Here is a 15,233-nt window from a genome sequence, read left to right as displayed (position 1 = left end):
AGAATCATAGCATTCTCTCGCTTAAAGGGAAACTGATTGCAGGGGTCCTTATTTCTCATGAAAAAAGAACAACAGCCCTTGATATTTATTCAAGGGCTGTTGATAATAGCGTTAGTTTCCAGATCTATTTTTTGAATTTCCTGGTGGTGTGTCTGGCTTACCATTTGATGGTGTCGCCCGAGGTGTTACGTGAACCTCAATACTCGGTCCGAAACCACTCCAGCGGAAATCCTCAACTTCTAATAAAGCGTTCGGTAAAACATCAGCCAGTCGTTCTCTCTTAGCCAGCTTTGTTGTCACACCTCCTGCTTCAACAGAGAAGGTATAACGCTTACCTGTTTCAAGACCAGTTACAGTAAAGGTTGTGTCGGCAGTAGTCATTTCATCGTTTACTGGATTAAAGATGACATCATCATCTTTTACTGGTTGACCATTTACATAAACTCTGTATCCGAAGACATCTTGGTTTACTGAAGAATCCCAAGTTGCTGGCGTCCAGTTAAGAGTGACACTCTTTTTATCATCACCGACGACTGCTTCTAGTGCTTCTTCTTCAAATTCAGGTGCTCCAGTAGCATATGGTGGTCTTGTTTTAACAAACAATATATCTTCATGTTGATATAAAGTGGTGTTTCCAGATGTATCTACAGCTTCTACTTCCACTTTATAAGTTGATCCCATATCAAGGCCAGTCAGGGTGTAACGATTTGTTTTAGAGAAACCGTTAAATTCACCATTTGCATACACATTATAGCCAGCTATGCCATATTCATCACTAGCAGCATTCCATTGAACTGTCGCCCAAGTATATCCAGGGTATATGACGTCAACAGTCTGTCTACTAAATGTAATCGTTCCTGGAATTCTTGTAGTAACAGATGAAACTTTATCATTTTCAGGTGACGTAGGAGGAGTAACATCCGCTTCTCCAGTGGTAGTTACTGTAATCTCAGGCCCGTCTGTAGTACGGTTACCTGTAGCATCTAGCGCCTCTACTTTGAATGTATATTCTGTCGCAGGTGCAAGGCCTGAAACATTATACATTGTCCCACCAGTTGTTTGGTATGGTTGGGTAACCTTTTCTCCGTTTTTATATACGGTATATCCAACGACTTCTAAGTTGTCAGTTGCAGATGGCCACGATAATGTAACAGCTGCATCGCGTATCGATGTAGCGGTAATCTCGGCACCTTCATTCCATACAGGTGCTTCTGAAGCATTGATGGAAACATCATCCATTGTGGAGTTCTCAAAAGTAAGACCATGCGAATTTACAATTCTATACGGATTACCACCATTGCCTATAACGTTTGTCCATTCCACATTCTCAAAATGAACATTGTCTGCATAGCGAATATCTGCAGCATATACGTTATCAAACTTCACATCTTTAAAGGTGATATCTCCATGATACACTTCACCAAAGTTTTGATCTAAAATACCAACGATGTAGATGGCACGTCTATTATTTCCAAGTTGATTACGTACTGTTGTATTTTCAATAACAACATCGCTAAATCGTGAAACTGTTTTTGTTGGTTCATATTCAATAACCTGGTTTCCGTCGGTGTATGCAGATGTAAAGACAAATGGTCCATCACCGTCGATATTTTCAAGAGCATTGTCTCGGAATAGGAAGTTGCGTGCTCCACCACCCATCGGTGTATTTGTTTTCATACGCAGTCCTACGTCCGTTTTATACATCACATTATCTTCAATGAGGAAGTCTTGAATCCAACCTCCAGTATGACTACCAGCAACAACACCACCATGTCCTTCTCGAATGTAGTTATTGAATATCCAAGCTTTTCCTGTTGGTTCTACATCAGCTACAGCTTGTCCTAAGCCGGAAGCAAAGTTAATCGCATCATCACCGGAATCAATAAAGTTATTAAACACCATAATGTTCTGTGAGTTTCCAAATTCCCAACCATCACCGTTATTTACGTCATAGTTAGCTGTGATCGTATTGTTAACGACGATATTTTTACTATGAAGATTTACAATACCATGATAAGAGCAATTGATCTGAGTGATACCTTCATAATAAAGGCCATCTACACCTCTAGCTACAATGAGGCTTGAACGGTTTGGATAGGCACCGGATTGATTCATTCCTTCTGCTTGAGCATGCCACGATTGAAGAGCTGCTAATCTACCACGTACGTTCGGATTATCTAGGTCTATTGGAGCAAGTGTGCCATCCGGTAGAACAGCGGGAACCCCTCCAGTAACGTTAGAGTTGTTTCCTGGCCAGAATAGATCCCATTCATTGCCAACTTCATCTACAAGCTTTTCATTACCTGGCCATTCCTTCCAACCATTTCCATCAATGATCCCGTTTCCTACGATTCTGACGTTCTTTATACTATAGTAATCGTACGTATGGATATTAATTAAAGCATAATTCCGTTGATCAGTAGAAAAGTCATACAGCCAATGTCCTCGAGTATAAACTTCTGGATTTAAAGAAGCTTGGAGGTGTCCGTCTACTTGGAACGTCATTTCACCTTTAAGCCATAGTTCACCAGAGATAAACTTCCCTTCAGGGATTAATACTTTTCCACCTGGTGATACTGCGTCGATGGCCGCTTGGATGGCTGCTGTATCGTCTTGCTCGTCGTCAGGAGTTGCTCCAAAATCTAAAATGTTGAAAACTTCAGGTATTGATGTTGTAGTTCCCACAATTGTATTGGAAGGAGCCGATTCTACTCCTTCAGCATTAACGGAAGTAACGTGGAACTTATAAGATTTATTTGGCTTTAAGCCTTCCACTTTATAATTAAGTATAAGTATTTCAACGTGAAAACCGTCTTCGTCAATATTCTCATAGAAATTATCGAAATAGGCTCTTGGAAAACTATTATAGTCTTCTTTTGCACTACCTAATTTTTTATTATCCATGTAAACATTAAAATCAACGATATCACTATAATTCTCTGGCTTCTCCCAAACGAGAGTGATGCTTTCTTCATCATAAGCAAGAGTAGGTATTTGTAAATTGACAGGTGCTTCAGGAAGTTCTGATGACTGTACTTGTGAAAAACCAATTCCACTAAGTGCAAATGTACTAAAAAGCATGATTAATACTAGAAAAATACTGAGCTTCTTTTTTTGTTTCATCATTTTCCCATCCTTTTCTGTGTATTGTTTTTGGATAAATTTGTTTGGCTATGATGATATGTTCTTCTTTTACTATAAAACACGAACAGAACTGCTAAATGATTTGCATTTGAATCACCACCTTTTCAGCAATATGTTGATACAACCCCAAAAGGAACATGTGTTCTTTTGGCGACCTTTTCTAAATGAACATTGAATGTGTAAATGTTATAAAAATTTAATTTGGCACACTTCTAAACCCCATAGGATACGAGGAAGGGGAGTGTTATGGAAAAAACGTTTTTTATGACGGTTGAGTATGTGTTAGCACTTTTAAAATATATTTTGGATGTCAGGTTAATGAAGGGAAACCAGTTGGTATCTAGGTGGATTATTTCTAATAAAACATTCGAAGATGTAAAATGAAGCGAGTTTTGAAGCGGATAAAAGACAAGTTTACTAAAGTTTAATATATAGAAATAATTTTCAAAGTAATTTCAGCTAAGAATACAAACTTTCTAAGAAAATTACAGGCCCATTCTCACGGGTAAAAATAGCTAAACTTGTTTGTACAAGGAAATTATAGTTGAAACCAAATCACTTAGGGAAGTAACAAAATAACTATATTAAAAGAACTATATGTCAACTAACAGATACCTCTATAAACGACATAAAAATCTAGAAGGTTACGTTCATTATTGTTGCCGAGAATATTTTTAGTAATTGTTTGTCGAAATAAAGTTCATTATAAATGGGGAATATGACTTAGAGAGTAAGAACAAGGAGTTTTAGACATGACAAAAGAAGGATACTTTTTTTAAGTTTCTTATTAAATAAAAATTGAATTAAGTGGTTTTATAACTTATTTAACGTGGTAATAGTTGATTTATGTCTGTATAATAAAATACAGCATGAAGGTATTTTCAGAATTATATTAATTTGCAATCTTTTTTGATTAAATGGAGGAGGCATAATTTTGTTAACAAATCACTTAGATTTTAGATTAGAACCGAAATTAAGAGAAATGTACGAAGACCATAAAGTTCGAGCAGCAAAGATAGATTGGGGATATCACGAGTTTTTACCATGGGATAAAGCGATGAGTTTTCAAAGAGTACCATGGGATGAAAGTCAGGTTACCTTACCTAAACCTATTATTACAGCAGTTGAAACAGCTTTATTAACAGAGGTTAATCTTCCGTGGTTTACATCACATTTAGATCAAACGTTTAAGGGTTCTCTTTCTGTCGTTAGGGACTTTGTTCATACTTGGACAGCAGAGGAAGATCAACATTCTAATTTACTTGAGAACTATTTATTAATTACTAGAAATGTAGAACCGATGCGTTTACATCAACTACATAAGCAGACAGTAGAAAGTGGTTTTAACCCTGACTTTGAAACTCCATTTGAAACGATGGTATATACAACATTACAAGAGTTAGCTACGATGGTTTTCTATTTAAATGTTGCCAAGCTGGCAAATGACCATGATAAAGATTTATCAACGCTACTACGCAGATTAGCAAAAGATGAAACGTTACACTATGCCTTTTATCGTGATGTCATCAAACATCACCTACAACTTGAGCCGAATTATTGCTATTATTTAGGTCATGTTATTAAGAATTTTAAAATGCCAGGTGCTGTCATGCCAGACTTTGAAGATCGAATGTCTATTATTGCTAAAGAAGCAAACTATGGTCCACTTGAGTATTTTGATCAAGTGCTAGACGTGATCGTTGAATATTGGGAAATAGATAAATTACGACCAATTGCTCCTGAGGCAGAAAAAGCAAGATTAGATATATTAAATCATCATGCGAGATTAAAGAAAGTAAGAGATCGTTTTTACAAGAACAAATAATTTAATCACGTATAAACGAGGCCTATCCTATATTTATTGGGATTAGGTCTTTTCTTATTCCATATTTTTAGGTTGTGTTAAAGGTGTAATAGAGCATAGAGAAGCAACAATCACTAATAAAGATAAACAGATTCTATTTTTATAGGACATAATTTTAAAAAAGATATTAATCAAATGAACGTTTGAATGTTATGTTATTTGATGTTATTATATATTCAAATGAAAGTTTGAATAACATTTGAGACTATGTGTTATTCAAAGAAATAAAAATGGGGTGAAGGGCTTTGACTAAGAAAGATACATGCGAGATTTATTGTTTTGATGAAGTAAAGGTGAACAGTATTCAGACAGAATTACTAAAAGAAGACACGAATAGTGTGTCCCTTTTGTTTAAAGCACTGGCAGATGAGAATCGCACAAAAATAACGTATTCATTATGTCAAGAGGATGAATTATGCGTGTGTGATATTGCAAATATAATTGGTGCAACAGTTGCAACTACTTCCCATCATTTAAGAACACTACATAAACAAGGAATAGTGAAATTTAGAAAGGAAGGCAAATTAGCTTTTTATTCTCTAGATGATGACCATATTAAACAATTAATGTTTATTGCATTAGAGCACAAGAAAGAAGGAAAAGAAAATGGCTAAACAGCAAGATTTAGAAGAAAGAACAACGTATCGAGTTCAAGGTTTCACATGAGCAGACTGTGCGAAAACGTTCGAAACGAACGTGAAACACCTGGATGGTGTTATAGATGCGAAAGTGAACTTCGGTGCGTCAAAAGTATCTGTAGTTGGTAGTACGACCATTGAAGAGCTAGAAAAGGCAGGTTCTTTTGAAAATTTAAAAATACGAGAAGTGAATGATAGATCAATAGAACGAAGCTCATTTTGGAAACAAAAAGAGACTGTAAAGGTGTATATTTCAGCTATTTTGCTAATGGTTAGTTTTATTGTTGGTGAAGTATATGAAGATGGAAAAGTTTTATCAACAATAGGGATAGGAGCTTCTATAGTAATTGGTGGTTATTCCTTATTTTTTAAAGGCATAAAAAATCTGTTTCAATTGAAGTTTAATATGCACACATTGATGACTGTTGCCATTATCGGTGCAGCCATCATTGGAGAATGGATGGAAGGGGCAATTGTCGTTATTTTATTTGCTGTAAGTGAAGCACTAGAACGTTATTCGATGGACAAAGCTCGTAAATCCATCGAGTCACTGATGGAAATTGCTCCGAAAGAAGCGTTAATTCGACGAGGTAATAAAGAAATGGTGATACCCGTAGAGGATATTTTAGTAGGGGATATTATGATTGTGAAACCTGGTCAAAAATTAGCCATGGATGGCGTAGTTGTAAAAGGAATGTCAACCATTAATCAGGCTGCAATAACTGGAGAAAGTGTCCCTCTTTCAAAAGCAATTAATGATGAAGTCTTTGCAGGAACGTTAAATGAGGAAGGGTTACTGGAGGTAAAAGTAACAAAGCGTGTAGAAGATACGACGATCGCAAAAATCATTCATTTAGTAGAAGAAGCACAAGAAGAAAGAGCTCCATCTCAGGCTTTTGTGGATAAATTCTCTAAATATTATACACCTGCCATCATTATATTAGCTTTCTTCATTGTCATAATTCCGCCTTTGTTTTTCGGAGGAGACTGGAATAACTGGATTTACTTAGGTTTAGCTACGCTAGTTGTTGGGTGTCCATGTGCATTGGTTGTTTCTACACCAATTGCTATAGTTACAGCAATTGGAAATGCAGCTAGGAATGGGGTATTAATTAAAGGTGGTGTTCACTTAGAGGAAGCAGGTGCTCTAAAGGTTATTGCATTTGATAAAACAGGGACATTAACCAAAGGTATACCTGCTGTAACAGACATGATTACATTAAGTGGTGATGAAGCAGAATGGTTGACTATTACAGCTGCTATAGAGAAAGGATCGCAGCATCCATTGGCAACTGCCATCATTAGGAAAGCGGAAGATAAGGGTTTGAATATTAATGAAATAGCTGTAGATGATTTTCAATCCATCATTGGTAAGGGTGTTAAAGCAAAAATCGAAAATAAAACATTTTTTGTAGGGAGTCCCAATTTATTCAAGGAGTTACATTCATCCATAGAACCTTCAACGTTACAATATATTTCACAACTTCAAACAGCAGGTAAGACTGTCATGATATTAGGAACGGAAAAGGAAATTCTAGCCTTGATTGCTGTAGCTGATGAAATGAGAGAAGTATCAAAAGATGTGATAAGTAGCTTAAATCGAATTGGGGTAGAAACTGTTATGCTAACAGGAGATAACGAAAAGACAGGAGCTGCTATTGGTAAGGAACTAGGTGTTTCGACTATAAAAGCTGATCTACTACCACAAGATAAACTGAACTTCATTAAAGAACTTAGGGATACTCATAAAGGTGTAGCTATGGTAGGAGATGGAGTCAATGATGCTCCAGCACTTGCTGCCTCAACAGTTGGAATTGCAATGGGAGGGGCAGGTACAGATACTGCTATAGAAACAGCTGACATTGCATTAATGTCCGATGATTTGAGCAAATTGCCCTATATGATTAAGTTAAGTAAGAAGGCATTGAGAATTATTAAACAAAATATTACCTTCTCTTTAGCTATAAAGGCAGTTGCATTATTGTTAGTTATCCCTGGTTGGTTGACACTATGGATTGCTATTTTTGCTGATATGGGTGCTACATTACTCGTTACGTTAAATAGTCTAAGACTAGTAAAGGTGAAGGAAGAAAAATAAAAAAGTGAATAAATAAAGAAACGCCGGAAGATAGTTTTGTCTTACAGCGCCTCTTTTTTGCATAGATTTTTCTCTTACTTCCTAATGAGGTGTTTAGGTAAATATTTTTTTTCTAGTGATTTTTGAACACCAAATAATCTACCTAAACCATATAGGCTATTGAATAATACACCTGAGACAAATTTAGGCATTTCTACTATATTCGAATCTTGCATCTTTAGTAATATGGCTGTATGTATTAAATTTTTTGGGACACCTTGTTTATTTATTTTTTTATCTGCAATTAAGCCATAAGCAATACGCATGGATTCTTCAAAGTGATGTCCTGGTGTTAAGGTGACATAAAAGGAAGCAGGCTTATCGGTGGCATTGTAAAAGGTGTGGTTAACTAGCTTAGGTACCTTGACCTGCTCACCAGTGAAGTATGATTTATTCTTCCCTTCTACAGTTATTGTTAATTCACCTTCAATAACCTCAAATAATTCCTCAAATGCTTTATGATAATGTAGAGGTGGTCCTTCCCCTTTAGGCGGGAGGTCTACTTTAATTTTTAAATATTCTCCATTTGTTTCATGGCAGGATTCCAGAAAGGTAATTTTTTCTCCAGTAATTCCGTGTACTATTGAACGTTCTTCTAAATTCATTCGTATCATCCTCTCTATCCGTTGTTGTAAGTTGTTTTATAGGAGTTACTTCTAGGGGTAAACAACTATACACCTGTGGTTATATTGTATAATCAATGGGTGAACGATAGAAAGGTCACATGAGTCATAAATAAAGTCATAGTAAGTCATAGAATTACTTTCCTTTGTTTAAATCAATTTTGTGTATGATTATTTTAATATAAATGTTGTTTTTCCTATGCCGGTTTCAGCGTTTAGATGAATTATCACATCAGCATTATCGTACGCATTATTTACATACTCGTTTTTTCCTATAGAAGTGAATCCATTAAACGTTGTATCACCAATTCCTGTTGAAGCAGTGATTAACACACCAACTTCCTTTGGGAGTATGATGGTTGTTTCTCCAACACCTGTTTTAACTGTAGCATCAAAACTAGTTTCCCACTCCCCGCTAAGGTCTACTACAATACTACCTACTCCAGCATCCACGTTAAGACTTGATAAATTTAAATCCTTTAAGTCTAATTCTGTATCAGATGCTCCCGTATTTATATACAGATTCATTGGAATGTTTTCTGATAGCTGTATATCCCATGTGTTTTTTTGTTCTCCAAAAATTGTTTTCCATTTCCCTTTATTTTTTTGATTAACAGTAATGCTCCCCATTTCCCTATCTAATTCATAATTTACATCCACTTTAAAATTACTAGTATATTCAAGCTCTCCTGAAAGCCAATCTGATGATCCGCTAGCTACCGTTAATTTACCAACTCCGAATCCTAACCTGATATCTAGCTCCTTAGCATCATCTTTTTTCACAACAATTTTATTACTTTCTACATTTTGAAAAACACCATTTATTGACTGCAAAAATCCACAACCTGTAATCATAACTAAAAGTATACTAATAGCCCCAACTATTAATAGTTTTTTCATTTTTATTCCTCCAAATCTGTAGCTTATATTACTTATATTAATGGAAGTATTAGGAACTGATAATGTACGAAAGAATTAAAAGAAGTAAGACCTAAGGTGTATTTTAATTTGATTGTCTACTCTGAAAAAAAGCGTTAGTTCAGGAGTGAATGCGGTGACTCAATCAACGAAACTTAAAATCCACTACCCGTTATCTAGACAGATGAAGCTACAGAGAAACACTTTACATAAGTAGAAAGTAAAGGGTGCACTACAACTGGCAATTCTAAAAATTCTTAAAGTGTGAAAGCGAAGAAGACGTCTGAACGAACGAGATCCTGCGAATTGTTGATTTGCAGGTTCATTGGCGCCCTTCTATGTTCCTGCAAATCTCGTTTTTACTGCTTGTGGGTTGATTGACCCGTGGAAAGGAAAAAAATAAAACGCCAAAGTTGAGAAGCTTTCTATAAAATCCCTGAGCTATCCAGAAACTATGAGTTAAGTTCGACGAAGTAAATACAATATCCTTATTTTCATCCTCCATGGTGCAAGTTTTCACTTGCATTGAGATCCATTGTGGAAATATGAGTATTTGTGGTAAATAAAGCATTTCAATTATTGTCAATGGTTAGTTGACAGCACACACAATATTAGTGTACTATTTGATTAGTACACTAATATTGGTGGAGGGTATTGGATATTATAATGTGAAAGGAGGCCTTTCATGACAATACAGTTTGATCAAAATCGTCCTATATATTTGCAGCTAATGGAGTATTTTTACGGTAAAATATGTAGATTTGAATTAGAAGCAGGAGATAAATTACCTTCCGTTCGAGAAACTGCTGTAGAAGTAGGGGTCAACCCTAATACAGTTTCTCGAACCTATATGGAGATGGAAAGAGAAAAAGTAGTTATTTCGAAGCGGGGGCAAGGTACCTTTGTGACGGAGGATCAACAGATGATAAACGAGTTAAGGGAAAGGACCGCCGAAAAGCATATCGATGCCTTTCTTACTGTAATGATACAAAACGGTTTTAATGAGGAAGAAATTATGGAACTAATTCAAAAACAATTGCGCATAATCAATAAGGGAGGAAGGGAAAATGAATAATCTCATATTATCTTTGAATGATGTATCAAAACGATTTATTAACCAAGATGCATTATCTCGTGTTGATTTAAAACTGGAACAGCCAGGAATTGTAGGTCTAATTGGTCCAAATGGAAGTGGGAAGTCTACTTTATTAAAACTAATGGCAGGCTTAGTACAACCTTCTGCAGGGCAGGTGCTTCTATCTGATAAGAAAATTACGAGGAGATCTGGGAATCAAATTGCATTTTTAGCAGAAATTGATTCTTTGTATTCTTTTCAAACAGTGGAAGAAGCTATTCATTTTTATAAAGGAACGACTCCCTATTTTTCTAAAGAGAAGGCAATTGAAATGGCAGATATATTAAAACTAGACCATAAGAAGAAAATTAAGAGTTTATCCAAGGGGAACAGAGCACGCCTAAAGATTGTTTTAACGTTAGCAAGAAATGCTCCCATTTTATTAATGGATGAACCACTATCTGGTTTAGATCCACTGGTACGTGAGGATATTTTAAAAATGATTGTCTCTTATGTGGATGTAGAAAAACAAATGGTCGTTTTATCAACTCATGAAGTAGCAGAAGTAGAACCATTTTTGGATTATGTAATTTTTTTGAAGGATGGGAAGATATTATTAAAGGATAATGTAGATTCCTTGAGAGAAAAGCGCAATACTAGTCTCGTAGAATCTATGAAGGAGGTTTTAGCATGAGCTGGACTTCGTTATTAAAAAAAGAATGGAAAGCTAGTTCTACAATGTTTGGAATAGGCTTACTAGCTTTACTTACCATTTACCTTCTAATATATTTTGGTATGGGACATTATTCCCCCTTTCTCCTATTATTAGCGTTTGCAGCAATTTTTGCTCACCTTTTAGCAGTTGGACTCGATCTACTAGGTTCATTAAGGAAGGAGTGGAAGGAGAATACAGTCTATATTTGGATGAATTTACCTTTGCCAGGTTGGCAGCTACTTTTGTCAAAACTATTGATTACGTTTATACAATTTGTTGTTTCATTACTGATAACATTAGTCTTTACGTATATCTTTATTAATCGGGCAATTGACCTATTTCAGCAAAGGGTTAACGGACAAGAGCATGCTATTGCTATGGAAACGGTGAGATCTACTTTTATTGAAATGGTCCCTTATTTTCTCCTTGTCATTCCATTTATTTCTGTACTACTAGCATTAGGTGTTGCCTTTATTTTTCTTATGTCGAAAGTTACTAGACCATTTGGTGGAGTAATTGGTGCAGTATTAATAGGTGGTTTTTTCTACGGGTATATTTTGCTCATCCATACGAATCTCTTTGCAACAATGACACACTGGGGATTCATTAGGAATTTTGCTTTTCCAGAACAAATTATGTTTCAAGGAGGAAGTGAGACAGCTATAGATGTTGGTCAAGAAATTCTCCATCCTCTGTATATAGGGCAAATATTTTTTGGTGTCGTGGTTCTTTTTGGGATGTTTGTACTTCTATCCTGGCTATTAGATCGAAAAGTTCAAGTAGGGTAAAAAACAGTCGATCATCTTATCTAACTGATTTACTTTAGATACACAGAATAAATTAAAAATCAGTAGGAAAAAACGGGTGGTACACATGAATGGGTTTACTACAGAGGTGCAAACAAACCATTCACATTCAAAAACACATGCGATTTCACAGCAGGAATCACATGTGTTTTTTTGTTGTTGTTGTCAGCACATGAGCACATGCTTATTTAATAGAAAATGAGATTTATTTGGAAAAGTATGTTAAAGTTAATGGAAATAATATACAAAACTTGATGGATAATGTGTGTATAATTAAGTCTTAAACAACTGAAAGAAGGGAAATCATTGTTTAATCTAGATGATGAAATACTTTATAACTACGAGATGAAAATCTTAAACGGGTAAGTGTTCGTTCAAAAGAGTGTTACTTAGTTTTATTTTTTATAGAAAACAGGGAATTTTGTTAAATGAAAAGAAGTTATTAGATATCATATGATTTTTTGTACAATATATCTGGGGGGATTAAATTGATACATTTCTTTGAATATAACTGGCAAGTAAGAGACGAATGGTTTGAATGGTGCAAACAACTACCCAATGCTGAGTTATTAAAAAACCGAACTGGGGGAGCAGGAAGTATATTATATACACTTTTTCACATTATTGATGTTGAGTATAGTTGGATTCGTGGAATACAAGATAAAGAAGATGTAGTATTAGAATTTACAAATTATAACACGATTGAAAAGGTCAAATCTCTTTCAAATACTTTTCGAATTGAAATAGCTGAATTTATTAAAGAAAACGTTGATGAACGAAAAGAAAAAGTAGTGAGTGTAACTTGGGACGAAGATAAATATACTGTTGATGAAATTTTGCATCATATAATCATTCATGAGATTCACCACATTGGTCAACTTTCTGTTTGGGCAAGAGAACTGAAGCTTAAACCTGTATCTGCTAATTTCATTGGAAGAACGTTTTTACCTGCAAATTTACTCTAGGCTAGCGATTGTTCCATAGTGGCATAGCCTGTCGATGACATATGTTTCAAAATCGGTAAGTAAAGTTCAACAATTCTCTAAGTATTGAGGTGAAATAATTATGAAAAGTAAATTAGGATTAGTTTCTATCATTTTATTTTTTGTCGGTTTAATAGCTTTTATGATAGCTTATCTATTAGTAATCAGTCATTTGTTAATAATTGGAGCTATTGCCTCTGGAATGGGATTTGTCTTAGCATTATTTGCTGAAAAAGACAGAGATAAAAAAAGAGGATTAATTGGAAATGGAATTTTATTAATTTTTGCTATTTTTCCTTTCATAGTAAGAATTTTATATTGGACGGGACCATAATATCATTGTAGTGATACATAATGTAATGAGTAAACAATAGTTCAATAAGTAACTATCAAATAATGGCACGAAGAACTGTTCTTTGTGCCATTCTAATATGTAAATTATTCGGTGACTTTTGTTGTGAAAGGTGTTTGATCTAGCTTGTGCATGCACCAATAGTTATCTAATTTTGCATCTCGCAATAAAACGATTGACTATTTTTTAATGTTTGATAAAACAAGTTTCATAAGTAAGAAAAGTTTATTTTAGGTTTTGAATGGATAATCATTTGCCCATCTTTCTCTTCTAGTTCCAATCGAAAGGTATTCGGATTTCCTAAAACGGTTATTTTAGCAAATGTTCCCGTAGTGCCATTGCTTTCTTTATGTATTTTGAACTGAACATACGATTGCTTTCCTAATTCAAAACGACGTAACTTCTTTAGATCTTTCTCTTCAGAAAATAATGCTTTATGTAAGTTTGTAGCAGTTAGTTCTTTACCAACTAAAGTGTTTAATCTTTCTAATACATCAGCTTTACTAATCATAATCATCTTTCCTTTCATAAATCTATTTCTATTATAAACGATTTAATGATATAAAACACGATAAGGTGTATTGTCACGATTAAAAAAAATTAGAAGATTAGAGTGATCTCTTTATTTAGTTGGCTTATGAAAAGGTAAATGATTTTTGTTCCGGAAATGGACGTTATGAACAAACTAGTGTCTATTCATATAATATTTTGGTACAATTCAAGTGGAATTTATAAGAAGGAGTAAAGCGAAATTAATTTTGTTTTACTTTTTATTAATTAATCAAAGAGGTGTTACCAAATTGAAGATAACAAAAATATTGTTCACAGGGAATATTTATAAAGATGTGGAAGAAATAATGAAAAGAGAGGGTTACTTACAAAACAAGCAGCTTCGTTTTCTTGCTGAGGAGGAAGTATCCGAACAGGATTATCAATGGGCAGATGCCTATGTCTCCTTTCGTCCAACGGAAAATTTTAATTTTGGTAATATTAAATGGGTTCATTCTCTTGGGGCTGGAGTGGATAGGTTTCTTCAATTACCTTTTTGGAAGGAAGGAATACCTTTAACGAGGACAATTTGCTCTTTTGGTAAAAGAATAAGTGAATACTCATTAAGTTATATATTAAAGGATTTACAATATCACAATAAATTTAATCAATTTCAACATAACAAAGAATGGAACCCTATTACACCACTACTTTTAAAGGAAATCAGTATCGTTATTTTTGGCACTGGGGAAATAGGGCAAGAAGTGGCACGTGTTTTTTCTTCCTTTGGTGTAAAAGTGTATGGGGTTTCACTAAGTGGGAGAAAAAAGGACCATTTTGAAAAAGTAGTTTTCCGTGAAGAGTTAGATGGAGAATTTTTTCAAGGAATAAATTATGTTATTAACACACTACCTTTGACGGATAATACGGTAGATATGTTTAATCATGAATTTTTTGATCAATTATCAGCTGATGGTTTTATTAATGTAGGACGTGGTGCATCCGTGAATAATAAAGATTTAATAGCCGCATTAGAAAATGGGAATATTAGATCAGCAGTTTTAGATGTATTTGAGGAAGAGCCACTTCCAAAGGATTCTCCTCTATGGGATCACCCAAATGTTACGATAACACCGCATATTTCTGCAGTAACAACGCCGGAAGAAGCAGTAGAGTGCTTTTTGCAAACATTAAATAATATAGAAGAAAATAAAAAACTAACCAATGTAGTTGACTTTAAAAAAGGGTTTTAGGGACGGTTCTTCTGAGTTTTTTTGGTAGTGGAAGAGCAAGGAGCATATTTAAAATGCACCCCAATTGTTAGTCATACATTACATAACGAACAATTGTGGGTGCATTTTATTTAGTAAAGGAACCAAAGAAGAGGCGATATACAAAATGAAAAAAACGATGCTAGTGAAGTGGCGAATACATTCAATTCTAGTGAAGCAGTTACAAAGGTTAATCCATTTGTTGACTGCTTTTTTGC

Annotated in this window: 14 protein-coding genes; 10 read left to right on the top strand and 4 right to left on the bottom strand. The window is 34.8% G+C overall.

Annotated features, from left to right (window positions below):
• Positions 1-111 precede the first annotated feature (111 nt).
• Positions 112-3,123 carry a fibronectin type III domain-containing protein gene (locus tag QA612_RS06105; RefSeq protein WP_278282894.1) on the bottom strand — a complete coding sequence of 1,004 codons (3,012 nt, stop codon included), beginning with the start codon at positions 3,121-3,123 and terminating at the stop codon, positions 112-114.
• Positions 3,124-3,390: 267 nt separating this feature from the next.
• On the opposite strand from QA612_RS06105, the gene QA612_RS06100 reads away from it, so the two are divergent.
• The 4 genes from QA612_RS06100 (at position 3,391) to QA612_RS06085 (ending at position 7,744) form a co-directional block, all read left to right on the top strand.
• Positions 3,391-3,528, top strand: coding sequence for a hypothetical protein (locus tag QA612_RS06100; protein ID WP_278282893.1), 138 nt, complete (start codon positions 3,391-3,393; stop codon positions 3,526-3,528).
• Positions 3,529-4,078: 550 nt separating this feature from the next.
• On the top strand, positions 4,079-4,969 hold the full coding sequence (locus QA612_RS06095) for an acyl-ACP desaturase (protein ID WP_278282892.1): 891 nt from the start codon (positions 4,079-4,081) through the stop codon (positions 4,967-4,969).
• A gap of 284 nt (positions 4,970-5,253) precedes the next feature.
• Entirely contained in the window at positions 5,254-5,622 is a 369-nt protein-coding gene (locus tag QA612_RS06090) for an ArsR/SmtB family transcription factor (RefSeq protein ID WP_278282891.1), read from the top strand.
• Positions 5,615-7,744 carry a heavy metal translocating P-type ATPase gene (locus QA612_RS06085; RefSeq protein WP_278282890.1) on the top strand — a complete coding sequence of 710 codons (2,130 nt, stop codon included), beginning with the start codon at positions 5,615-5,617 and terminating at the stop codon, positions 7,742-7,744. Before QA612_RS06090 ends, QA612_RS06085 begins: the two co-directional genes overlap by 8 nt.
• Positions 7,745-7,818: 74 nt before the next feature.
• Here the strand turns inward: QA612_RS06085 and QA612_RS06080 are convergent, their stop codons facing one another.
• Both QA612_RS06080 and QA612_RS06075 read right to left on the bottom strand, forming a co-directional pair.
• Complete coding sequence (locus QA612_RS06080) at positions 7,819-8,388, bottom strand: cupin domain-containing protein (protein ID WP_278282889.1); 570 nt, start codon at positions 8,386-8,388, stop codon at positions 7,819-7,821.
• A 189-nt stretch (positions 8,389-8,577) separates the two neighbouring features.
• Entirely contained in the window at positions 8,578-9,306 is a 729-nt protein-coding gene (locus tag QA612_RS06075) for a toast rack family protein (RefSeq protein WP_278282888.1), read from the bottom strand.
• A 703-nt stretch (positions 9,307-10,009) separates the two neighbouring features.
• On the opposite strand from QA612_RS06075, the gene QA612_RS06070 reads away from it, so the two are divergent.
• The 5 genes from QA612_RS06070 to QA612_RS06050 all read left to right on the top strand — a co-directional run bounded on the left by QA612_RS06070 (position 10,010) and on the right by QA612_RS06050 (position 13,237).
• Positions 10,010-10,399 carry a GntR family transcriptional regulator gene (locus QA612_RS06070; protein WP_278282887.1) on the top strand — a complete coding sequence of 130 codons (390 nt, stop codon included), beginning with the start codon at positions 10,010-10,012 and terminating at the stop codon, positions 10,397-10,399.
• The gene (locus QA612_RS06065; protein WP_278282886.1) at positions 10,392-11,093 is read left to right on the top strand and encodes an ABC transporter ATP-binding protein; all 702 of its coding nucleotides are present in this window, start codon (positions 10,392-10,394) and stop codon (positions 11,091-11,093) included. The genes QA612_RS06070 and QA612_RS06065 overlap by 8 nt, the downstream gene beginning before the upstream one ends.
• A complete protein-coding gene (locus QA612_RS06060; RefSeq protein WP_278282885.1) occupies positions 11,090-11,902 on the top strand; it encodes a hypothetical protein in 813 nt (270 codons plus the stop codon). The genes QA612_RS06065 and QA612_RS06060 overlap by 4 nt, the downstream gene beginning before the upstream one ends.
• A 506-nt stretch (positions 11,903-12,408) precedes the next feature.
• Positions 12,409-12,885 carry a DinB family protein gene (locus tag QA612_RS06055; protein WP_278282884.1) on the top strand — a complete coding sequence of 159 codons (477 nt, stop codon included), beginning with the start codon at positions 12,409-12,411 and terminating at the stop codon, positions 12,883-12,885.
• 100 nt (positions 12,886-12,985) lie between these two features.
• Entirely contained in the window at positions 12,986-13,237 is a 252-nt protein-coding gene (locus QA612_RS06050; RefSeq protein WP_278282883.1) for a hypothetical protein, read from the top strand.
• A 226-nt stretch (positions 13,238-13,463) separates the two neighbouring features.
• Here the strand turns inward: QA612_RS06050 and QA612_RS06045 are convergent, their stop codons facing one another.
• Complete coding sequence (locus QA612_RS06045) at positions 13,464-13,766, bottom strand: hypothetical protein (protein WP_278282882.1); 303 nt, start codon at positions 13,764-13,766, stop codon at positions 13,464-13,466.
• A 289-nt stretch (positions 13,767-14,055) separates the two neighbouring features.
• Between QA612_RS06045 and QA612_RS06040 the strand changes: the two genes are divergently transcribed.
• Positions 14,056-14,997, top strand: a complete 942-nt coding sequence (locus QA612_RS06040; RefSeq protein WP_278282881.1) for a D-2-hydroxyacid dehydrogenase — start codon at positions 14,056-14,058, stop codon at positions 14,995-14,997.
• The last annotated feature ends 236 nt before the right edge of the window (positions 14,998-15,233 follow it).

This window comes from Evansella sp. AB-P1 (genome assembly GCF_029688925.1).
Classification (GTDB): Bacteria; Bacillota; Bacilli; order Bacillales; family Salisediminibacteriaceae; genus Evansella.
This window is presented reverse-complemented; position numbering and strand designations above follow the sequence as displayed.

What these genes read in the sequence shown, in the direction of transcription:
- QA612_RS06105 (WP_278282894.1), bottom strand. Translation starts at nt 3,123, where the DNA reads ATGAAACAAAAAAAGAAGCTCAGTATTTTTCTAGTATTAATCATGCTT.
- QA612_RS06100 (WP_278282893.1), top strand. Translation starts at nt 3,391, where the DNA reads ATGGAAAAAACGTTTTTTATGACGGTTGAGTATGTGTTAGCACTTTTA.
- QA612_RS06080 (WP_278282889.1), bottom strand. Translation starts at nt 8,388, where the DNA reads ATGAATTTAGAAGAACGTTCAATAGTACACGGAATTACTGGAGAAAAA.
- QA612_RS06075 (WP_278282888.1), bottom strand. Translation starts at nt 9,306, where the DNA reads ATGAAAAAACTATTAATAGTTGGGGCTATTAGTATACTTTTAGTTATG.
- QA612_RS06070 (WP_278282887.1), top strand. Translation starts at nt 10,010, where the DNA reads ATGACAATACAGTTTGATCAAAATCGTCCTATATATTTGCAGCTAATG.
- QA612_RS06065 (WP_278282886.1), top strand. Translation starts at nt 10,392, where the DNA reads ATGAATAATCTCATATTATCTTTGAATGATGTATCAAAACGATTTATT.
- QA612_RS06060 (WP_278282885.1), top strand. Translation starts at nt 11,090, where the DNA reads ATGAGCTGGACTTCGTTATTAAAAAAAGAATGGAAAGCTAGTTCTACA.
- QA612_RS06050 (WP_278282883.1), top strand. Translation starts at nt 12,986, where the DNA reads ATGAAAAGTAAATTAGGATTAGTTTCTATCATTTTATTTTTTGTCGGT.
- QA612_RS06045 (WP_278282882.1), bottom strand. Translation starts at nt 13,766, where the DNA reads ATGATTAGTAAAGCTGATGTATTAGAAAGATTAAACACTTTAGTTGGT.